Here is a 21,187-nt window from a genome sequence, read left to right on the forward strand (position 1 = left end):
GTGCCGTCCACGGTGATGCGTCCCATGATGGGTGCCGTACCGTCTTTCTTTACCTTGTCTTTCTTCAAATAGAAGATGACTGAAAATGTACTTCTCATTGCTTTTGTTCCTTTCGTTTGCAAAATTATTTACTGTGGAGCAGTTGTCCACTAAGCAAATCGAGGGGAACGCGGAATAAGAAACCGAAGGGTAGGAATTTTCAGCCTAACAGCCTATTTCAGAGCGAATTTCCTTGTTTCTCCACCTATCCATCCTTACCCTTGCAGGGGTTACGAATAGGAGATGGAACGCTGTCATAGTTTGGCATAAAGACCGTACATAGTTGGCATTACGCTGCTTTCCAAAGTCCTTTTAAGTCTTTGATTGATAACGTTATCGCTGCATTTTTCCAAATTTCAGATTTTATATGTACTTTTACCGTGTAAAAAGGCTGAGATTACCGCGCAATATGGCCCATTTTACGCGGTAATATGACTGAGATTGGAACGCAAGGTAGTTGTGGTTATTCGATGGGGAACAGACCGTAGAGTTCGGCATCAATGCGGTCGGTTATCTTTTGGAAGTCATGAGGGTTGTTTTCGAAGTCCGTATGGTCGCCATCTACGATGATCAGCCGGCCTTTATAGCCGCCTATCCAATCCTCATAGCGGTTGTTCAGCCCCGTGAGATAGTCTATTCGGATGCTTTTCTCGAACTCTCGGCCTCGCTTTCCAATGTGGTTCACCAGCGTGGGTATGCTCGAACGAATGTAAATCATCAGGTCGGGCAGGCTGACAAGCGATATCATCAGGTCGAAAAGGTCGGAATAGTTGGCGAAGTCGCGGTCGCTCATCATGCCCATAGCGTGGAGATTAGGGGCAAAGATGCGTGCGTCTTCAAAGATTGTGCGGTCTTGAATGATGGTGTCTTGCTGCTTTGAAATCTCAACCACCTCTTTGAAGCGTTTGTTGAGGAAGTAGATTTGAAGATTGAACGACCACCGTTGCATGTCGGCATAGAAGTCGTCGAGATAAGGATTGTTGTCTACGGGTTCGAAACGTGGGGTCCAATGGAATCTTTTTGCCAGCATTCCGGTGAGCGTTGTCTTGCCGCTGCCGATGTTTCCTGCGATTGCGATGTGCATAATCCGAATGATAGGGGGTTAAAACAAGCCGAACAAGCAGGCGTCTATCTTGTCGATGATGCCCGCAAAGTCTTTTTTGTTGTGCTCATAGTCGAGATTGTCCACGTCGACGACGAGCACTCTGGCTTTATATTTTCGATAAATGAAGTCTTCGTAAAGGGAGTTCAGGTTCTCAAGATACTCGAGAGGCATCTGTTGTTCGTAGTCGCGACCGCGTCCTTGAATGTTTTTCACGAGGTGAGGCACGCTCGCTTTCAGATAAATCATCAGGTCGGGGTAGCGCAGAATGTGGGTCATCGCGTCGAAGAGTCCCATGTAGACGTTGAAATCTCGCGCGGTCATATTGCCCGTTTTGTGGTTATTGGCAGCGAACACGTACACACCTTCGTAGATGGAACGGTCTTGCACGATGGTTGTTTCGTCTTGATGAAGCTGCAACAAGTCCTTGAAGCGTTCTTTCAAGAAGAACACTTCCATGTTGAACGACCACCTTGGGATATCTTTATAGTAGTCTTCAAGATACGGATTGTGGTCCACGACCTCGTATTTCGGCGTCCAGCCATAGTGTTTGGCCAGCATTCTGGTGAGTGTGGTCTTTCCGCTTCCGATGTTTCCGGCTATTGCAATGTGCACGTTTGCTGTTGTTTTGTCTGCAAAGGTAAGGCTTTTTATCTATATGGACAACAAAACGGCAAAAAGAAACCTTGCCGTTTGTGGGGCAATAAACGGCAAGGTTATGATGAAAATACAGCTCACGGGCTTTGTTAATGTACCTTGGTGATGAAGGCCCGCACGCGCATTGGGTTCAGGTTCTTGGGATTGGCAGCGAAATATATGCCGAAGCCATGGGGACCGCTGTTGGGATAGAAAATAACATGAAAAGCCGAAGCCAGGTTGACATGCTCATTACTTGCCCAATACCAGCCATGAGAAGGAAGACCACTACCCCAAACCGGATTGGTTCCTCCAGCCTGCACGCTGATAACCTTTACCAATCGGTCGTTCCATGCTTGATGTGTATTGTTTGGCCATGTGGTCAGTGAAGCAGGATTGAAGCCACCCATAGCTTGTGCGGCCAGTTTCCATTCGCCTATCGAAGGAAGATACCACGAAGTCAACATTCCTCCACCAGCCGTGAGTGGCTTTAATGGAGTGTAATGTGTCGCCTGATAGAAAGCCGGGAAGTTCAAGTCGTTGGCATGGGCAACGCCAGAGGCCGAATGGGCAGCTGACCAAGTATGATTGAAGCCGTCCATGTCGTTATAGACCGTAGCAAAGGCATCTGTGGAAACGACGTTCTGCTTCACGGCAGAGTTGCTCCAATTACAAGTACCGCCTGCATCTGTCAGTGCCATAGCCTTGTTACTTGAAATCATTGCAGCCACGGCAGTTTTCCCGGCCTTTCTTCCCACAGCCAACGTACTGATACTTCCATCTTGGAAGAGATAGTTGTAGCTATAGAACAGTTTGATTTTCACCTTATAGGACTCGTTCCGCATCAAGCTTGACCGAGGGAAGCCACTAAGTGGAAGGCTTTTTCCTACAAGAGACTTGCCATAGAGCGAACCCGAAGTGAAGTTGATTTTGAGGTTTGAAGCTGTCTGTACGCCATTAAAGAAACTACAGAGGAAATATCCGTAATCTGATGTTGAAGTGTAGGTATAGTTGGAGGCTTCGGTTGTGGCGTTGGGGAAGCTAAATTCCGAAGAGGTTACGGCACCTCCACTCGCCGCATAGTTCGACATCAGGTCATCATAAGTGAATGCAGTTATGCCATTGTTGGCACTTGCCGTGGCTTTGATGCCCGTTATGTCCCAATAGGTGGTCAGTTCGAAGCGCATGCGGGCAGCCTGATGCTTCATCTCGAAGTTCACGCGATAGTGCTTGCCGCTGATGGTTACTGTCTTATAATCGAGAAGTGCTCCGGCGGCATCGGCTTGTTGAATTGTATAATTGAACGAACCGTCGTCGCTCACCTTGTCATTGAAGCAGAAGAACGTATAGGTGCCGGGCGGAAGCTCTATCTCGTGCTGCGTACCCGGGTCAGGAGTAAAAGTCTTCGTAGCCCCAGTGCCACTCACAGTGCCTCGCAACGTGCCACCTACACGACCGACTCCCCACTTGAAAGCCGTAATCGTGTAGTGTTGGTTGCTGATGTCGGTGGCACGTGTAGCCTTGTGTGCAGCCTCTTTCTGTTCGCGCTCGATGCTCACTTCAGCTTCAATACCATTGCCCAAATCTACGGTTTGTGTCCCGGGCAAGGCCTCAGCAGCCCGCGACTCCACCTCCGTTTCCTCGCCATAGGGTTCTTCGGTCAGCGTGAACTGCGCTGCACTCATCACTATCTTACCGTCGTTCTTCTCATCGGCCTCTTCTTTATTGCTGCATGCCGCGAGCATCATCATACCCGCAAGGCAGAGCAAGGGAATTATCTTTTTCATCTTTGAACTTGATTTACTTTACTTTGAACTTTGATGTTTGAACATTGAACTTTATGATTAGCCCACTATTAGCCCATAAGCTCATGTTCTTCTCCTTTTTTGAGGTTCTTATATATCGAACTCTCCGCTATCGACGTCTTCGTCTCCCTCCCATTCTTCCTCCGTTGAACCGGGAACCTGCGGCTGCACGCTCGTGCAGAGGAACAGTTCTTCTTCCATCGGATAGACTTTGGTTTCGGGAACGATGTATTCCTTCTTCTTCATTTTATTATCTATAATCTATGTTGTTAGTATTTATCCTGCACTTTTTGCATATAGGGACGCAAGAACCATGCCTCCCTACGGTGAATAGCGTTTGTTTCGTTCTTATTTTGCTCATAATGGAACACCAGGTATAGGACAAAGGGAACTCCTCGGGAGTGCTTTACCTAAACGGATTGGGAGGTATTCCTCGCGCGCGTTAGAGTGTTTATAGGTCGCTCACCTGTATGCGTTGGCAAGTTATTTGGACCAGCCAAATAAAAAGCGTTGAAAGATGCAGAGAAACCAAAGCTTCTTTGCATCGCGCTTCCACCATTGTTATAATCGTTTGCTAATCTCATTGCGGCGGCAAAGGTAATGCTTTTTCCCTTAACTGCCAAGCCTGCCACCCACTTTTGTCGATTTGCACCTTCATTGACAACCCTTAGAAAGCAAACTTTTAACTTGAATGGTTGTCTTCTATATGGAGACTTCTCCAAAACTCGCCTTATCCAGTATCTCTATGAAGGCATTATATTATGGTAATTTGAGTTTAATTTCATTATTATTGGGTATTGTACGAACTGCCATATCTTTATAATTTTGCTCGCTGTAACAATTTTAATCTTCCAACTGAGAAGTTATCTTCATCTACAAACCCGACTGATGGTATTCTTGTTCTGTTCAGAAGAACGTATAGGAAAGCATATCGGGGGGAGGGATACAAAGCGGGAAGAGCAAACAAAAAACATAATTAAAAAACAATAGGAATGAAATTCATAAGAACAAGCACCCTGTTGCTCTTTATTGCCTGCATAACAGCAGCCTGCAGCAATGATGACAAAAGTGATGTAGAGATGACAAACGGCGTAGCCCTCTCCGTTGTTGGTAATGCTTTCATGGCAGAGGACGACACAGAGGGAATTACCCTTCATGTGTTAATGGCCTTCGCACCCAGCAAGAATGAAACCATTGAAATCGTTATGACGGGCAATGAAGGCGATATTGTGCGCATGGACCACAATACGTTACACTTCAAAGCTGGGCAAAAAGAGGCCACAGTGAAGGTTCTATCCAATGCAAAGCATGTGCTTTCTATTCCAAAGACACTAAGCATCAGAGTTGGGAACACGTCGAATCCTCATATAAAAGCGGCAGATGACGGGGTGAAAATCACTATTACACCTGATTCTGACATACCCACATTAACTTCACAGCAGCTGCAACTCATTGAAGGATATAAGCAGAAGTATGGCTTCGACCTGACCGCTCTACTTGGCAAAGTGCCCGTTGAGGCAACAGTCTCATTCAATACAGCGGACAAAGAGAGCTACTTCAAAGGTGAATCACAGGCTACCTTCAAAGGCTTCAGCATCATCACACTTAGCGAGAAAGCCACAGAAGAGACACCTGTACTGAAGATGGTAGACAATCCGATGGGACTAACCTCATTTTTCTATGACGTCCTGAAACGTAAAACAGTAGAGGACCATGAGTTCTTCCTCAAGCAGCCATACGGCAACGCCATTGTCCAAGCCATCAAATACGACGCAGCCAAGGAACAGTTCAGCGTGACACTCGATGATATCAAGCTTGTCCCGTCCTCTGGTAAGATTGATTTTATCGTTGAGCGACCTAACGTTTACGATGATAAGATTCATGCACTGCCTTTTGTCTATTATTTCTCAGCTTGGGAAAGGGTGAAAAAACTACGCGACGAAGGAGCGACCGTCTACATAAAAGAAAACGGAAAAACCGTAGGATATCAAGTAACCGACGAGTTTCTTTTGGCAGGCGGCTCAATAGATCCCCTACGCTGGCTTGCCGTCAGCGATGTCAGTCGCGACACTTTCAATAACTCACCTTCTGACTGGATAGAACCCAAGGGGAATTTCGACTTTACCAAGGGGACTATGACGTTTGTCTTCCCCTGGGACTTCGATACAGCCAATGGTTACGAACAGGTGCGTGTCACTTACACCATGCACAGAGGAAAATAAGCATCTTATTTTTATTATTCTGTTTCAATTCCCGATTTTCACAACTTATTTTGTATAAGAAGATTTCTATTATAAAATCATAAAACAACAAACAATGAAAAGAAAACTGTTCTTCCTTCTATTGTTCGGCTGGCTACTCACACCACTCGGTGTAGAAGCTGTTGGACCAGTGAAGTTCTTTTGTATAGAACTTCGTAATGGTTCAAAGGCCGAGTTTGCGCTTTCAACCCAACCCCAGATTTCTTTTTCGAATGGAAGTATGATGGCTACTACGACGGAGAAAACGATTACAGCAGCTTTGTCGGATATAGTCAGCTACACTTTTAGTGAGAAAAGTATCAGTACGAGCATATCCATGCCAACCAAACAGCGTGCAGGAAAACCACAGGTAGACTACTCCGCAGGACATATCCGCCTAAGTGGACTCACAGCAGAAACAACTGTCAGTATCGTGACTATGAACGGGCAACAGATCTTTAAAGGTCATTCATCACCAGACGGTATGATGGATATTGACCTATCGCTCTACCCTACAGGCATCTATATGATTTGTACACCAAACGGAAACGTCAAAGTGGCTGTAGGAAAATAACAATTTAATGAAAACCAATCAACAACAATAAAAAAACAGAAATGAAAAAATATCTACTCTCGTTCCTTCTCTCTTTCACATTCGGAACACTCTTTGCACAGACCTACCAGATGAAGGTGGTCAAAAAAGGTGGTGAAATCGTACAGATTCCTGCTGATGACATCGAAAGAATCTCTTTCGAAGCAAGTAATGCTCCACAGCCTGCCACACAGTATGTCACCCTCTTCGGTGTGAAATGGGCCACAGGAAACCTTCAATACGATAAAGGAACATGGAAGATTGCCGACCATCAGTGGGATTATTTCAAACCACGTTACGGACTCCACAGAAACGCTTCAGAAGCCTACAAATTTGAGATTGAACAGGCTGACGACCAGATTGACCATTTCAACTTCGGTGTTTGTGGCAGTAATGCACTCACCTATTCGAAAGATGTGTATGGTAACACAACAAAAACCGATATTGCCGGGAAGATGTATACAGACGACAAATTCCTGAATAAAACCACTGATTTTGAACAAGCTGCCTTTGGTGATATCGCTTATTGGGCTACAAAAGGAAAGTATCGCCTGCCACGTTATGTAGAGATCAGCGACTTGGTGCAGAAAGGGAAATGGCAGTTCGGGTATGTCATCGTAGACGATAATAAACGAATCTATGGATATTTGGTGACTGAACCAGGAGAAGGAGAATTTGCAATGACCATCAGATCCCCTAAAGAAATAACCCAAGACGACCTATCAAAGGGACTTTTCCTGCCTTGTGCCGGCTCACGATACGACGACACCAAAGCCGTAAAGTATGCTGGATATGGTGGCTATTACACTTCATCCATTCTGTTTGAAGACTCAAAAGACTATGCACGCAGCCTTAGCTTCGACAATGATGGCGTATACGACAACAACGGCGAGAATTGTCGCAATGGAAATTCTATCCGGCCTGTGGTAGTAGAATAAGTTTCCCTATAAGAATTACGTCAGTTCGGGATAAGAATATTCAGATGGAAACCTCGAAGAGGCAGCAGAACAAAGGCGGGGGCGAGCGATGTGCGTAGCCCCCGCTGTCGTGACGGGAGCGGCAGGAACCTTGAAGAGGTGACGGAACGAAGCAAAAGTTGTTTCCGTTGGTCCGTCGCCTCTTTGGGGGGTTCCGCCGACATATTCTTTAACTTTTGACTCTTAGCGGAACTTCCGCTGATACATTTCTTAACATTTAACTCTTAGCGGAATTTCCGCAGATACATTTCTTAACGTTTAACCTTGGGCGGAACTTCCGCCGACACGCATTTTGGCTTTTGACTTCCGGCAGGGCTCCCGCTCATATGTATTTTACCCCCTTGGCTTCCGGCGGAGGTCCCGCTACGTATTTTTTTGTTTCTCGAAGTCTCGGCGGAGGTCCCGAGGCTCTTTTTTGATTTTTTTCCTCATTGTGATTTATCCCGAACTCGCGTAAGAATTAAAGGCTGAAATCCTATTTGGATTCCAGCCTTTTATTTTTATACTGACAATAGGTCACAATGGCTTCAATTCCAAAGCCTCATTCATTACATACGAACACATCAGTAGGATGTCGTCATATCCTCGGGCACACAGATATAAAAATCAGCAATGCCTTTATAATCATCTTCCAGATGTGAGATATCCTCTTGTCTGACCGCCCTCACTACCGTGTAAGTCGTTCCTGGTTTGTATTGTAACAGATAAGGAATGATTCCATCATGATTGTCTGTATGAAAGTTACCATTGAAATGGATGAATTTCCCTTGCAGGTTCTGTGCTATTCGCCATGCCATTGTGGCATCTTTGATAGCCTGCGCCTCAGCAATCTGGCGTGGGTTTGCATTCTTATTCTTCCCCATTAACCCCATAAGGGCAAATCCCTGTTCCACACTCTCATTCGTCTGAAAGCATATAGGGAGTGGTGCCATATAGGCTTTAGCCTCTGTTGAGAGCGAATCAAGATAGCTTAAGCCGTGTTCCTTCACAGCCGTAGCATAGCGACGAGGTATATTCGTAGCCACAACGGGGATATGATGCTCACGCGCATAGGAAATCAAGGCTGCATAATCCGTGCTATAATTAGGCCAAAGGCGTACTTCTTCCTCGAAGCGATCGCCTGTTATCTGTCCCTGGAGATACTCATCTAAGATGAGCTGGTTGTCACTTTCAAACATCTCCATACCCATTTTCAGTTCCTTCCTATGAATCTTGTAGAGGCTATTGAGCAGTTTCTGTTCCAGCCAATGCGTTATTACACAGTTATGGATTTCGCCCACAAAGACTACATCAACCTTAGTAATCTCCTTTACCAATTGGTCGTAAGTAATAACCTTCCCCTTACTATCATACAAACGATAGGCTTCAGGCTGTGTCTGTGCCGTCCCTTGCATTGCCGTAAAGATGCTGACGAAACAAAAAAGTACTCGTAATTTCTTTATCATCTTCATTTCATTTGTGTTTTATAGACTACATATCTTTGGCTCCAAACAATCATCTCGTTTATCATCTTTTGTAATTTCTCAGGTGTAATATCGTTCAGACACGCTGCATAACGGTCGAAATCGCACAGCGATTCTCCATTCTTAACGAGTGTCATCAATGCTGTCTTCCATTCGGTTGGAGCCTTATCGTTAAGTATCTTCTCCTTTGTGACAAGGAACGAACGCTTCATCTTGCCGAGTTCGGATGTACTGATGGGTGATGCCTTTAGCTGGGCTATGATATCCTTCAATAACCTCTCTACCCGCTGCAGATTTTCATCTTTCATCGAAACGGTAATCATGAAATGATATTTCTGCTGTGGAATACCATTATAATAGAGGTCTACATAAGGCGAATAAACAAGATTTTCCCTTTCGCGTAACACTTTCAATACACGATCTTGCAGTACGTCACGGATGAGTTTCATACAGAGAGAGTTTTGAAGCGAGGGCGTGTAGTTACCTACAAAGATATAATTGACCAGTGTCTGATGATCGTTTCCGCCCTCAAAGCCTTTCTTAACCATCTCTTTGCCAATGTGGAATGGAGTGTTGTTCAGTGGTAATGGCGACGGCTGTACATTCATCTGAGCAAACGTAGCGACAGCTTTTGGTAACACATCCGCTATCGGGAAGTTGCCTGTCAGAATAACCGTGAGGCGTGAAGGGTCGGCAAACAAGCGTTTATAATAGGTTGTCAGCGTATCAATATCGAGAGTGCCCAACACAGACTTTGTAAGGTGTCTCCTGCTATTATCCACCGAATTACCTACCAGCGAGTCTATCGTACTTGCCATCAGACGGTCGGTATCATGTGCAAGCAGCTTATCAAGGATTGTTTCTTTGCCTAAGTTTTCTATCTCTGCTGTCACAGTCTCCTCAAAGTCCTTACGATTTATTCCAGGGGAACACATCTTCTGATACACTAAATTGAAGAGTTCCGTACTTTTGCCTGCAGGGGCTGAAGCCAGGAGCTGGTGCCAAAAAGCATCTACACCCACGGTCATCGAGAGTTCATCCTGTGTCATAACAGACAATAAAGTATCATTTTGAACCTTGGACAGACCACCCATATCCACATAACCGACAGCATCATGTAGCTTCAACTGCATTGGAAGCGAGAGATCAGCAGTGCCCCCCCGGCCTATTGCGACTAACGAGATTGTGGAGTCTTCGTCTATGGTTGGACGAAGAATGAGCCTTAATCCATTCTTCAACACCACCTCCTCAGCTCCTAAGTCAGCCCATTTCTGTCGGCTTTCAATACTGTCTGGGGTGAAAACTGCTGGTTGGGCTAAGCATAAAGGGACTATGAAACGAGGTTCGCTCAACTGTTCCTTCATACGAAAAACATAGGGAGTTAAAGGCCGTTTCTCACCTATGCGCCATGCGTAATCAGCTCTTTCAGCTGTGAGACGAGCTGTCTCAGAACTGTTATTGACATAGGTATAAGCATACAATCGGTTACGGCTCAAATGTTTAAGTAGCCCTTTCATGACCTGTTGCAGCTGCTTCCCCGTTGTCATTGCTACTTGTTGTCGCACCCATTCCACCTCGTCGGGCTTCCAAAGCGTACGGTCACCGGCAGTGATATAATCTACGAAATCATCACAGATATTAGCGGAAAGATGTTGGGTGGTGTCAGGTATGAGATGAACTAAGCGTGTACCTATAAGTTGTTGCAGTTCGTCATGTGGCACTCCAAAGCGTAACAAACGGTGACACTCGGCAGACGCAGCACTTAACTGATGTTCTAAATCGGCAGTAGATGTACCCCGAAACGACAATACGAAATGATCATTATCGGCTAAGTACCAGTCGTCTGACACGTTACATCTTATACTATCTGCTGCAAAACGCTCCGACAGACACTGTACAAGCATACGCCTACGCTGCTTCTCAACGGCATCTTGTAATGTCCGTCTCACACAAGTGGTATGCGGAATGATAAGTTCCAACTTGTCTTCATGCCGAACGCTATCCTCTATCTCCATCCAACTTGCTCCCTTGGCATAGCACATTGGGAACTTAGTCAGGGATTTACCTGTATTATCTGAAGGTATTGTACCTAATGTCCGAGACAGTTTCTCTATTACTTCCGTAACACTGACCTGTCCAACAATAAGCACAGTGGCGTGCGATGGAACGTACCACCGCTTATAGAAAGCCTTCAGCCGGTTACCGTCAATGCTGTTTATGTCCTGCTCAGTACCAAGAGGAATCCGCTCAGCATAACGGTTATGCCCCATCTTGAGACTATAGAAATCATCATTCTGCTGATACCCGCGCAGTTCTTCTACGATGACACCCCGTTCCTTCTTCACCCGTTCGTTGTCAAAATCAATATCACAAAGCCAGTCGCGAAGGGCTAAGAAGGTTGTGTCAAGTACTTCCCGAAGATCTGAATAATAAGGTAATGAAAGCCAATAGATCGTGCGATCGAACCCTGTAAAGGCATTAATATCACGTCCGAACTTCATGCCTTGACCTTCAAAATAATCAACAAGAGCACGTTTAGGAAAGTGTTTTGTACCGATGAAGGCACAGTGTTCCAGGAAATGTGCACTACCCCGCTGGTCGTCTTCCTCCTGTAACGAACCGACATTCATTACCATCCGCACCTCAACACTATGCCGTGGCAAGGCATTAGGCAATATGATGTAACGCAATCCGTTACTCAATCTCCCCTCAACAGAACCTTTCGGTAGAGAAATAAGACTACACCCGCTTCGTGAAGATTGTGCCAAAGCATGTCCAGAAGACAGTAAACCGAACATGAAAGATAATAAAAGAGTGTATTGAATGAATATGTTCTTCATCTTATCCATATTATTTAGGGACATAAAGAATAAACAACATACGCCTGTTCATAACCATCTCGAACTGTTATGGATTAATTAGAAGGCCATCCGGTGTTCTGTTCCACCTTGTTGAATCGATATTCAGACACCGGAATAGGGAATGTCCAACGATAATCATCAGGCGACACACTGCCAGCAACACCGTTTCCCCACTGAGATTGTCGCTTCAAAGCTGCCGAATGAGTACGCTTGAGGTCGAAGAAATTAACCCCCTCGCCTATAAATTCGCGTTGTTTGTCAACCAAAATAAGATCTAAAAGGGCTTGATTAGAAAGACCCGATGGGGCTTCTGCCACACCTATACAATGCCAATAATGATTGATCAAAGTGCGTGCAGCCTCTGTATCCCCCTTCCTGCAATAGGCTTCAGACACAATATAATAAGCCCCGGCATATCGCATTGTATTGATATAAGCCGTTGTCTGACTTAGTTTATTGCATCGATTGTACTTCCCAAGGAGTTCTCTGACGGAACCATTCATCATAAAAGGATAAGTGAATGAAGCCTTTCGCACATCAGACGAGCCAAGGCTCAACTGCGGATTAACCATGAAATAATCACCCTCCTGAACACTATATTGAATACCAGCATAGTAAGTTGAGATAATGTTAAAAGCAAAGATACGTCCTGGATAGCTGTTTACTGCCCACAAGCTGTTAACTCCTTCCGCTGTAAAATAGGTATCATTACTCTTGGCCAAGACCTTATCTCCCGAATCAATGGCTCCTTGATAATCTCCTGAATAGAGTGCTAAATCAGCTAAAAGATATTGTACAGCCTCTTGGGAGAGCCATCCATTACGAGAAGAAGTGTGGCTTACTTGTGCAGCATCGGTAAGCAACTCCTTGATCTTTACTACACACTCACGTATTGAAGAACGCTGCTTATCCTCTATTCCAAGTTGACTTTTCAAGATAATCCCAGGTGCGTCAGGATTCACATCGTATGCTGGGGCAAAGAGCCTAAGCAACAGGAGATAGCACAAGGCCTTTAAAGTCTTGGCCTCTGAAGCGATTGCAAGTTTCTCATTTTCTTCGTTTGGCGTCTCTGTCTTCACTTCATTCATGCGTTCAAGTAATCCATCACACTGCGCAATCACATTGTAATAATTCTGCCAAAGACTTGGAGCAAGCTTACGGATTTCTTTGTCATTCCAGTTATAAAGATTCAAAGCATCAACGTCCTTTATGGAAAGAGAAGTAGGAACGAAGTCGTTTCCCAACAAAGAGAACTCATACTCCTGGTGAGGAAAGGATGAATAAGCTGATGCCAGCAGCGATCGTGCATTGGAAACATTCGTTATTGCATCCGGATCAGAGAACTGATCTTGGGGCGGAATATTAAGACTGCAAGCGTATAATGATATCAGACACAACCCCACTGCAATGCTTTTGAATATTAATATACTTTGTTTCATATCGTGTTGTCAATGCGTCTTAAGAGCAAACTTACTCTGTTTCATAACGTATTATCAGAATGTTAAATTGAGATTGAATGTGAATATCGGTTGCATTGTACCAGCAAGCGTACCACTCTCCGGGTCGGACTCCTTGTATTTGGTCCATGTAAAGAGGTTAGAACCTTGTAATCCGAAATTTGCATATTGTATGAATGGGATTGTCTTGTGGAGCCAATTAGACGAAATCCGATATCGCAGCGATACGCTTGAAAGTCTTATATAGTCACTACTGCCCACTGTCCGTGTGTTAGGATAGAGTGCGAGGTTCTCTTCTGCAATGCTTTGCGTGTAGAATGGAGTCCAGTATTCCTTATTTTCATCCCCCCGCTTAAACCACATTTTCCGTGTTTGTCCAGACACGGCATTGTAGATGGCTTTGTCGCTATTGCGCACATACTGATAAGAGAAGCGTTGTTTTCCACCAAAGACATAGTAGAATGAGATGTCTACATCGAACTGTTTATAAGAGAAGCTGGCATAGAAGCTGCCAGAATAAGGTGGCGTCTGATGCCCCAAAGCAACGAAATCGCTTCGCATGAGCGGCTCCGTACCCTGCTTCTCAACCCCTTCCGGAGTAAGAAAAACGGGATAACCTGTGAGTGGATTGATACCTAACGAGTGCAAACCATAGATCATATCGTATGCTTTTCCCACCTCATAATTTGGCACTATGGATTGTTCATCAAGATAGAGCTTGTCCGTCCAATAGAGGCTTACTACCTTATTGTCATTATAGGCAATGTTCCCTCCCACAGACAGTCGGCTGTCAAACCCGTCTAAAATCTTAGCATTCAGCCCCACTTCTATGCCCCGGTTCTGCAACACACCTATATTGCGCTTAAGAGAAGAGAAACCCGAACTTGTGGCAATGGGTACATCCAAGAGCGCCTGTTCAGTGCGGCGGTTGTACCAATTGACATCAAGCGTAATGCGTTTTAGAAATTCTATGGTCATGCCTAAGTCCGTGGACTTGTTCTGCTCGGCCCTCAAATCCTTGTTATAAAGAGATAATAACGATAATATCCGGCTGTTTTCATAAGATTGTTCACCAAACATGAAGGTCCCGACAGTATTAGACACCGTCACACCATTGAGGTTTGCCGTGACGCCATATGATGCCTTCATATTTAATTTTGATAGAATCTTATTATCTTTCAGCCAAGAATAATTGGTTGGTGTCCAGCCTAAGCCTGCTGCCCAAGCCGAATTCCAACGCTTGTCTGACGGGAGAATTGACGAAGCATCAGCCTTATAAGTAAAGTAAGCATCATAAACGGTATTGTAAGTATAGCCTGCCACGACACCTATACCTATCTGTGCATTCTTGTCGCGAGGATTTCTCACAGATGGCTGACGTAATCCGTGCAATGAATTATTAATCGCAGAGGGAGCATCAACATTACCTACTCCATATCCAGTGATACCCACCGCATCATAGTCATAAAGATAATAATCGAAGTTTGCCCCCAGTGTAACATCGTGAACATCGGCGAACACGTGGTTGTAAGTAGTCCGGACATTGCTTGACAGATTGACCGTTGTACCCTTCGTACGGCTATAGATACCCCTTGCATTGATTGGAATACCGGTGTTTTGTTCGTTATACGATGATGCGGGAGTAAAGCTGTGGCTATCATCCTGGAGATAGTCTAAACCTGCAATGTATGCTAATGTCAAGTCCTTCCAGGGTGTTAACGTCAGGTTAACATCCACTCCGGCATTTTTATCAGAGGCATCGCTCTGATACTGCTTAGTGAGATCGCGATACGTTCTATTAGGGTAAGAGTAGAGTTCGCCTGTCTTTTGCTCGTAAGGATTGAGATTATAAACTAACGAAGTAGGGTCGAAAGATGAACCATTAGGCGACTTACTCTTAGCATACCCACCTAACACACCAATCATCAGGTAGCCTATCTTGCCCAGTTGCTGGTCCAACCCCATTCGGACACTAAAGCGTTGCTTGTTATTTCCTTCTATTCGCCCACCTTGATAAGTATAGTTTCCTGACAGATAATAGGTTGTATTTCCGTTTCCTCCCTTTATACTGATATTGTGCTTTTGGTAGAAATTATTATGAATGAGTTCTTTGAACCAATCTGTATGAATGTTCCTTAATGCGGACAAGCGCTTTTCTCCCTCTGCTATCAACTGTTCTTTATTCGGATCGGAAGCATGATAGCGTTCGTAATAATCCCTACTGAAACGATAGCCCGGTGTTGCTGGATTCTGTAACAGACGCTCTAATTCTAATTTCTCATCCGTATCCATGAGCCGAACACCACGTCTTCCACGCATCGTCAGACCCATATCAATGCCGTATGTGAGTGTCATTTTTCCCTTATAACCGCGCTGTGAGCTTATCTCCAATACGCCGTTGGCAGCTTTTATACCATACAAAGCACCGGCAGCAGCATCCTTCAACACCTTTATGCTTGCTATATCCTGCGGATTGAGATTATAGAATGATTCGGCCGAGATAATCTTTCCGTCGAGTACATAGAGTGGTTCGTTGCTCGTATTGCCACGTCGAAACGAGGAATTTCCACGTATTCTGATTTGCGGTTTACTACCGATATCACCCGTATTTATAACGTTCAATCCCGGTATCATGCCTTGCAAAGCCAGTCCCATGTCAATCATGGGTTTCTCACTAAGGCGTTTCATATCTATTGACTCCACTATTCCTGCTTTTGCACGAAGGTCAATGGCATTGATATTACTCCTCGCCTTTACTACGACCTCACTCAACCTATTCTCTGCCGCCTGCATCTTTACGTCTATTCGCTCACGCCCGTCATAATTCAATTTCTTTTGAGAAAACCCGATATAAGTAAAGGAAATCACCGAGCCTTTATCAAAGTCGCCATTTAATTGGTAACGACCTTTGATATCTGTAATAGTCGCAATCTGAGTTCCCTGAATCCGGACACTCACGCCTACAAGTGGATCATTATCGGTATCTGTCACATAACCATAGATCCTTCGTTCCTGAGCCTCAACTTCTTGAAAAGGAAGAAAGAGGCCCAGCAACGTAAAAAGACACCACATTTGAAGGTTCTTCATGCCGTAAAAGGTCTATCGTTTGCTTTCAACCCATTTATTTGTTTGGGCTACTATCCAAGCCACGACAAGTGGCGTGCAAGACGGAAGAATACCATCAGCACTATAGACAATCTCTACTCCTGTCTTCTTTACAAGATCACTCTGCACTTCTGTCATCTTATGACGGTCTGCCATATGCTTCACATCAGAAGTCAGATAGATACCTTGGACAATGATTCGCTTTTTCTTTTGGGACGCTTTGGTCAACAATGGCATCAGTTCATTGGCAAAATCATGTCCCATCTCGATAAGTGCATGGTCGACATAGTTGATTTTCGTGTGCTCCTTTGTGTATTTATCAACATTCTTGAGAACTTCCGCCCAAAATCCATCACGCTCCGGATCACCATGGGCAAGGAAGATTACAGCCTCGTTAGGAGCATCCTTCGAGAGGCTTTGCACACGGTTCAACATACTTTCCTCTAACAAATAACTATAATAAAACGTAGGACCGAGGATGATAGGTGCCTTGGTATGTACCAATTCCGTTTGCTCCTCTGCCAGCTCCTCCCGCACATAGGGATTATATTTATGTCCGAGAATATTCGGAAGATCTTCTTCAGTATGGCTCGATGGCGCCATGAAGACAGGAAGAGCAAAGATCGTGTCTGCACCCTCAGCTTCACAAACTTTCACTACTGATGCCACAGAGGGTTCCGTATATTCCATGAGTGCGACCTTGACGATATCTATCCCCTTGAGCTTTTTCGTAGCCAACTGCTCTTTGACAAGTGGTTCGAGCGCTAAAACAGGTTTCCGCCAAGATTCCATAGGAGACCCATGGGCTACAATTATCAACGCAGTTTTAGCACTGAGAGTTGCAAAAGCGGTCAGCATCAAAGCTAACGCCAACATGTTTTTTTTGTTCATTGTCTTACTTGAATTATTTTTTTTACCTTAAATCTTAGTTGAATATAATGAAGAAATATAAATAAAATGTTTGGCAAAATTATAGTATTAAACAGAATAAGACAATACCTAAAAATAATGAAATATGTTTAAAGAGTCAACCAGCAAGTGCAACATTCCGAATAATACTTGTAAAACTCCAGCCTCGATGTTGCGAAGTTCAATTTTTCCCTTGGTCTTCCGTTGATTTTAGCCTGAAGCTATCCAATGCAACCTGCGTGTAATCGCTCGGCAAATTCGCTTCCGTTGTCTTGAGATGCTCTCGCATGCAGGGCATGAGCAGCCTCCATACGGTCTTGGCCGGCGGCATGGCCGCATACTTGCGCCTTTCCATGACGAGGAAGTTCGTGCTGCGCTCTACCCTATGTGAGTTCGATATGAGCCCTACGGAGAAAAAACAGGAAAAACTGCGTCTCTGAAGCATCAGATTAACGGAAAACAAAAAAGGAACACTCGTCCGGCGGCTCGGAAGATAGTAAAACAAAAAAAGAATGCTCGCCCGACGGCTCAGATGGAAGCTAAATAGAAAAAGAACTGTTATCCGAGGCCTCAGATGTGAAATTAATTAACAGGAAGTGTTATTCGAGGTCTCGGATGTAAAATTAATTAACAGGAAATATTATCTGAGGTTTCAGATGTGAAATTAATTAACAAAAAGTATTGTCCGAGACCTCAGATATGAAATTAATTAACAGAAAACACTATCCGAGGCCTCGGATGGAAGAAAAAGAAAGCTTAAACTGTTTTCCGAGGGCTCGGATGATAAAAAGGAACTATCGTCCGACGCCGTAGAACCATCGGGTGGGTTCTTTTACCCCGATCTGGCATAGTCTGTTTCTCTTAATCATACTCCTCCTCTAATCGGGCTCTTTCCAAGTAGATTGTGTACCTTTGCTCACGGGTTAAGTGCTTGTACATATGACAATACAAAAGTAATTAATCCTTGGGAGACAGTGGTCTCCCTTTTTTATTTTTTGTATTGCCGGCCGTTTTTATTCCTCCGTGTTGGAAACGGATAACCTTGTCGTTTCGCGCCAAGAACGTCCACTTCCAACACGGAGGTCTACTCTTACGATCACCCATTAAGAAATTGCACTTCTAGCTTGAATGTTTACTCTTTACTAACGAAAAAGTTTGCAAAACGTTTGCACATTCTAAAAATATATATTACCTTTGCATTCGCTTTTTGGATAAAAGTTTGTAATTAAAAATCATTGGAGAGATGGTAGAGTGGTCGATTACAACGGTCTTGAAAACCGTCGTGCTGCAAGGCACCGGGGGTTCGAATCCCTCTCTCTCCGCTGGAAGTACTCTGGAGAAGACTTCAGAAAACACTTCACAAAATCAGTAAGTATCGTAGCTTCAATAAGTTGCGATACTTTTGTTTTATACTTACATGTTTTTTCAGAGTACGTAAGGAGGGTGCCGAAACACCCAAAATACTCTCCTACGGTTACAATCTGGTTACAAAAAGATGAGCCGAATAAAAATTGTAACCAAGAGTACGTACAGAGATTGTTTAGAGTACTTATATGTTGCTGTTATTCAAATGATTATGTAGAACTTTGCAGTGGGGTATATGGAAGTTCATTGCATCCATTTAGGCTATAAAACACCTTTCGATGTGGATACAATTTCCCATGAACCCAGCTACAATTAAAAACAGTCAATGTATGAAATCAATTTTCAGAACAGTCTTCTATCTCAGAAGCAACTATGTAAACAAGGAGGGCAAGACCCCTGTGATGTTGAGGATTTATCTTAACAACGAACGGTTGTGCATAGGTTCAGCCGGGGTCGCCGTTGAACAGAACCAATGGGACAGTACGCGAGAACGGGTGAAAGGACGCAATACCGAAGCCCTAAGCATGAACTTGCAGTTGGACAGTATCCAAAACGACCTGCAAACCATCTATCGCAAGTTGGAAATGACAAACGACCTGTGCTTGGAACGCATCAAGTCCGAGTATCTTGGCAGGCAGGGTAATGTCTGCACACTCATGCAGCTTTTCGAGAAGCATAATACGGACATACAGGAACAGGTTGGTGTCTCGGTGAGTGTGGCAACGTTGCAGAAATACAACGTGTGCAAGAAACACTTTGCGGCCTTCTTGAACGAAAAGTACAAGCGCTGTGACATTCGCCTGTCTGAACTGACATTCACTGTCATTCATGACTTTGACATTTATCTGCGTACAACCGCTGGGCAGAATCCCAATACGGCCACGAAAACGATGAAGACTTTCAAGACCATCACCATACTGGGAAGGAAGATGGGCGTGTTGAACCACGACCCGTTCATAAATCATCATTTCCACTTGGAACCGGTAAACCGTGGCTTCCTCACGGATGAGGAAATCATGAAGATTGCCAACAAGGATTTCGGTATCAACCGCCTGGAACTGGTAAGGGATGTTTTCATCTTCTCTTGCTTTACAGGTCTGGCATATATAGACGTGTCCAACCTTACGCCGGACAATATCGTAACACTTGATGATAAGCAGTGGATTATGACCAAGAGGCAGAAAACAAGTGTGGAGACAAATGTTTTATTGCTTGACATTCCCAAGAGTATCATTGCCAAGTACAGTCATAAGACCTATCGGGACGGCAAACTATTTCCCATCCTAACGAATCAAAAAACCAACGCATATTTAAAAGAAATTGCCGACCTTTGCGGTGTCAAGAAGAATCTGACCTTCCATCTTGCCCGGCATACATTTGCGACCATGTCGCTCAGCAAGGGCGTTCCTATGGAAAGTGTGTCGAAGATGCTGGGACATACCAACATTAAAACGACACAAATATATGCCCGTATTACCAATAAGAAAATAGAACACGATATGGAACAGTTGGCTGGCAAGTTAGACAAGTTCAAAGTTGCTATGGGCATCAACTCAAAATAATGTACAACCCTAAACCAAGAAGATTATGACAACAACAAAGAAAGAGCTTTCTTACTTCCGTTTGAAGTTAGAGACTTATCTTAGTGAGCATTTCCCTGAAATGCTGAGTGACAATCCATTCATAACGGCAAGAGCTGATGAAGCCCTAACTTCTTACTGCGATGCTATAGCACAAGGTTTTTCTCACCCAGAGGCGGAGACAATGGCAAGTGAAGTCTTATACCAAGGTTTGCACTTTTCCAAGTATGACACGCTTGTATCCGTCTTAGAGAATGAGTTCGAGAAAGAACTTCCTTCTCCTCTTCCTGAAAGACTAACACCAATGCTTCTGAAGAACAAAGCTGTGCAAAGCGTTTTCGATAAGTATGAACTGACGGACGACTTTGGTGCAAGTCCAGAGTATGAGAAACTCTACACCGAACTGACAGGGACAATCGTTCTGATCATCGAGGTTAATGGTCTGCCAACCGTCGATAGTGAGAACATGACTTGATGTAACACCATCGGGAGCTTTTGTAGTGTCAAGAGCCAAGATAACTATTCTTCCCCACACACCAAGAGTTTGAGCAAACACTTGGCTTTGTGAGGCAGAATATCTTGTAACTGCTCTTGAAACTATTAAAAGCTCCGATATGAATACAATCATCATGAATTAAGACGTTCTTAAAAGTGCGATTTCTCGCCGAGACAATAGAAGCGAGCTTCCATTGTCCTCACGGCTTAACGAAATCGTTCACACACCTGCCTTCATCAAGGCAGACGCATCGAACAAAACCGATAATATCAAGCAGCAGCCGATTTCTCCCAAGCAAGTCCGCCGCTTCGGTTGGACACGCTTCATCGAACTCGCTATCCTGCTTTCTATCGTTATCGGTGCCATTTGGCTTATCTCGAAGATTGTAACGCCGCAAGTTATAACTGCCATCTCTGTCATTGTAGGTTTTCTGATACTACGCTTTATTGTCCGGATAATTCTGAAAGTGACAATTACGCTGCTGAGCATTCTCTTCTGGCTGGCGATACTCTGTGCCATCCTGCTATGCGTGCTTTGAGAAGCACGGCTCTGCAATACCT

17 protein-coding genes and 1 tRNA gene are annotated in these 21,187 nt (G+C 44.4%); 7 read left to right on the forward strand and 11 right to left on the reverse strand.

Features of this window, described 5'->3' with window-relative positions; all coding sequences use genetic code 11:
• The 5 genes from HMPREF9944_RS13495 to HMPREF9944_RS13135 all read right to left on the reverse strand — a co-directional run.
• The coding region (locus HMPREF9944_RS13495; RefSeq protein WP_008565502.1) for an Arm DNA-binding domain-containing protein at nt 1–98 on the reverse strand (98 nt) is incomplete at its 3' end.
• A gap of 404 nt (nt 99–502) precedes the next feature.
• Complete coding sequence (locus HMPREF9944_RS09955) at nt 503–1,123, reverse strand: deoxynucleoside kinase (protein WP_008566112.1); 621 nt, start codon at nt 1,121–1,123, stop codon at nt 503–505.
• 18 nt (nt 1,124–1,141) lie between these two features.
• Entirely contained in the window at nt 1,142–1,756 is a 615-nt protein-coding gene (locus HMPREF9944_RS09960) for a deoxynucleoside kinase (RefSeq protein WP_008566113.1), read from the reverse strand.
• Nucleotides 1,757–1,887: 131 nt separating this feature from the next.
• Nucleotides 1,888–3,564, reverse strand: coding sequence for a hypothetical protein (locus HMPREF9944_RS09965; protein ID WP_008566114.1), 1,677 nt, complete (start codon nt 3,562–3,564; stop codon nt 1,888–1,890).
• 108 nt (nt 3,565–3,672) lie between these two features.
• Nucleotides 3,673–3,828, reverse strand: a complete 156-nt coding sequence (locus HMPREF9944_RS13135) for a hypothetical protein (protein ID WP_008566115.1) — start codon at nt 3,826–3,828, stop codon at nt 3,673–3,675.
• 746 nt (nt 3,829–4,574) lie between these two features.
• On the opposite strand from HMPREF9944_RS13135, the gene HMPREF9944_RS09970 reads away from it, so the two are divergent.
• The 3 genes from HMPREF9944_RS09970 (at nt 4,575) to HMPREF9944_RS09980 (ending at nt 7,352) form a co-directional block, all read left to right on the forward strand.
• Nucleotides 4,575–5,804, forward strand: coding sequence for a DUF4929 family protein (locus tag HMPREF9944_RS09970; RefSeq protein ID WP_008566116.1), 1,230 nt, complete (start codon nt 4,575–4,577; stop codon nt 5,802–5,804).
• Nucleotides 5,805–5,898: 94 nt separating this feature from the next.
• A complete protein-coding gene (locus HMPREF9944_RS09975; protein WP_008566117.1) occupies nt 5,899–6,396 on the forward strand; it encodes a hypothetical protein in 498 nt (165 codons plus the stop codon).
• Nucleotides 6,397–6,437: 41 nt separating this feature from the next.
• Complete coding sequence (locus HMPREF9944_RS09980; RefSeq protein ID WP_008566118.1) at nt 6,438–7,352, forward strand: hypothetical protein; 915 nt, start codon at nt 6,438–6,440, stop codon at nt 7,350–7,352.
• Between the two features lie 602 nt (nt 7,353–7,954).
• Here HMPREF9944_RS09980 and HMPREF9944_RS09985 read toward each other — a convergent pair.
• The 6 genes from HMPREF9944_RS09985 to HMPREF9944_RS13015 form a co-directional block, all read right to left on the reverse strand.
• The gene (locus tag HMPREF9944_RS09985; RefSeq protein ID WP_008566119.1) at nt 7,955–8,842 is read right to left on the reverse strand and encodes a ChaN family lipoprotein; all 888 of its coding nucleotides are present in this window, start codon (nt 8,840–8,842) and stop codon (nt 7,955–7,957) included.
• Nucleotides 8,839–11,694: a M16 family metallopeptidase gene (locus tag HMPREF9944_RS09990; protein WP_008566120.1), complete on the reverse strand. Its 2,856-nt coding sequence runs from the start codon at nt 11,692–11,694 to the stop codon at nt 8,839–8,841. The genes HMPREF9944_RS09985 and HMPREF9944_RS09990 overlap by 4 nt, the downstream gene beginning before the upstream one ends.
• 74 nt (nt 11,695–11,768) lie before the next feature.
• Nucleotides 11,769–13,154, reverse strand: a complete 1,386-nt coding sequence (locus HMPREF9944_RS09995) for a RagB/SusD family nutrient uptake outer membrane protein (protein ID WP_008566121.1) — start codon at nt 13,152–13,154, stop codon at nt 11,769–11,771.
• A gap of 54 nt (nt 13,155–13,208) precedes the next feature.
• The gene (locus tag HMPREF9944_RS10000) at nt 13,209–16,259 is read right to left on the reverse strand and encodes a SusC/RagA family TonB-linked outer membrane protein (protein ID WP_044113638.1); all 3,051 of its coding nucleotides are present in this window, start codon (nt 16,257–16,259) and stop codon (nt 13,209–13,211) included.
• Nucleotides 16,260–16,271: 12 nt separating this feature from the next.
• Nucleotides 16,272–17,168: a sirohydrochlorin chelatase gene (locus tag HMPREF9944_RS10005; protein ID WP_008566124.1), complete on the reverse strand. Its 897-nt coding sequence runs from the start codon at nt 17,166–17,168 to the stop codon at nt 16,272–16,274.
• A gap of 199 nt (nt 17,169–17,367) precedes the next feature.
• Nucleotides 17,368–17,541 (reverse strand): hypothetical protein, encoded by a 174-nt coding sequence (locus tag HMPREF9944_RS13015; protein WP_155814675.1) that lies wholly within the window; start codon nt 17,539–17,541, stop codon nt 17,368–17,370.
• 882 nt (nt 17,542–18,423) lie between these two features.
• Between HMPREF9944_RS13015 and HMPREF9944_RS10010 the strand changes: the two genes are divergently transcribed.
• From HMPREF9944_RS10010 to HMPREF9944_RS10025, 4 genes are all read left to right on the forward strand, one after another.
• A tRNA-Ser gene (locus HMPREF9944_RS10010) sits at nt 18,424–18,508 on the forward strand.
• Nucleotides 18,509–18,880: 372 nt separating this feature from the next.
• Nucleotides 18,881–20,113, forward strand: a complete 1,233-nt coding sequence (locus tag HMPREF9944_RS10015) for a site-specific integrase (protein ID WP_008566125.1) — start codon at nt 18,881–18,883, stop codon at nt 20,111–20,113.
• Between the two features lie 25 nt (nt 20,114–20,138).
• The gene (locus HMPREF9944_RS10020) at nt 20,139–20,606 is read left to right on the forward strand and encodes a DUF1896 domain-containing protein (protein WP_008566126.1); all 468 of its coding nucleotides are present in this window, start codon (nt 20,139–20,141) and stop codon (nt 20,604–20,606) included.
• A gap of 181 nt (nt 20,607–20,787) precedes the next feature.
• Nucleotides 20,788–21,165 carry a hypothetical protein gene (locus HMPREF9944_RS10025; protein ID WP_406674633.1) on the forward strand — a complete coding sequence of 126 codons (378 nt, stop codon included), beginning with the start codon at nt 20,788–20,790 and terminating at the stop codon, nt 21,163–21,165.
• Nucleotides 21,166–21,187 lie beyond the last annotated feature (22 nt).

The organism is Segatella maculosa OT 289 (assembly GCF_000243015.1).
GTDB classification, from domain to species: Bacteria; Bacteroidota; Bacteroidia; order Bacteroidales; family Bacteroidaceae; genus Prevotella; species Prevotella maculosa.

Bases quoted from the DNA above. Each gene is read 5' to 3' on its own strand.
- HMPREF9944_RS13015 (WP_155814675.1), bottom strand. From the start codon at position 17,541: ATGGAAAGGCGCAAGTATGCGGCCATGCCGCCGGCCAAGACCGTATGG.
- HMPREF9944_RS10000 (WP_044113638.1), bottom strand. From the start codon at position 16,259: ATGAAGAACCTTCAAATGTGGTGTCTTTTTACGTTGCTGGGCCTCTTT.
- HMPREF9944_RS09995 (WP_008566121.1), bottom strand. From the start codon at position 13,154: ATGAAACAAAGTATATTAATATTCAAAAGCATTGCAGTGGGGTTGTGT.
- HMPREF9944_RS09980 (WP_008566118.1), top strand. From the start codon at position 6,438: ATGAAAAAATATCTACTCTCGTTCCTTCTCTCTTTCACATTCGGAACA.
- HMPREF9944_RS13135 (WP_008566115.1), bottom strand. From the start codon at position 3,828: ATGAAGAAGAAGGAATACATCGTTCCCGAAACCAAAGTCTATCCGATG.
- HMPREF9944_RS10015 (WP_008566125.1), top strand. From the start codon at position 18,881: ATGAAATCAATTTTCAGAACAGTCTTCTATCTCAGAAGCAACTATGTA.
- HMPREF9944_RS09975 (WP_008566117.1), top strand. From the start codon at position 5,899: ATGAAAAGAAAACTGTTCTTCCTTCTATTGTTCGGCTGGCTACTCACA.
- HMPREF9944_RS09955 (WP_008566112.1), bottom strand. From the start codon at position 1,123: ATGCACATCGCAATCGCAGGAAACATCGGCAGCGGCAAGACAACGCTC.
- HMPREF9944_RS09985 (WP_008566119.1), bottom strand. From the start codon at position 8,842: ATGAAGATGATAAAGAAATTACGAGTACTTTTTTGTTTCGTCAGCATC.
- HMPREF9944_RS09965 (WP_008566114.1), bottom strand. From the start codon at position 3,564: ATGAAAAAGATAATTCCCTTGCTCTGCCTTGCGGGTATGATGATGCTC.
- HMPREF9944_RS09970 (WP_008566116.1), top strand. From the start codon at position 4,575: ATGAAATTCATAAGAACAAGCACCCTGTTGCTCTTTATTGCCTGCATA.
- HMPREF9944_RS10020 (WP_008566126.1), top strand. From the start codon at position 20,139: ATGACAACAACAAAGAAAGAGCTTTCTTACTTCCGTTTGAAGTTAGAG.
- HMPREF9944_RS09990 (WP_008566120.1), bottom strand. From the start codon at position 11,694: ATGAAGAACATATTCATTCAATACACTCTTTTATTATCTTTCATGTTC.
- HMPREF9944_RS10005 (WP_008566124.1), bottom strand. From the start codon at position 17,168: ATGAACAAAAAAAACATGTTGGCGTTAGCTTTGATGCTGACCGCTTTT.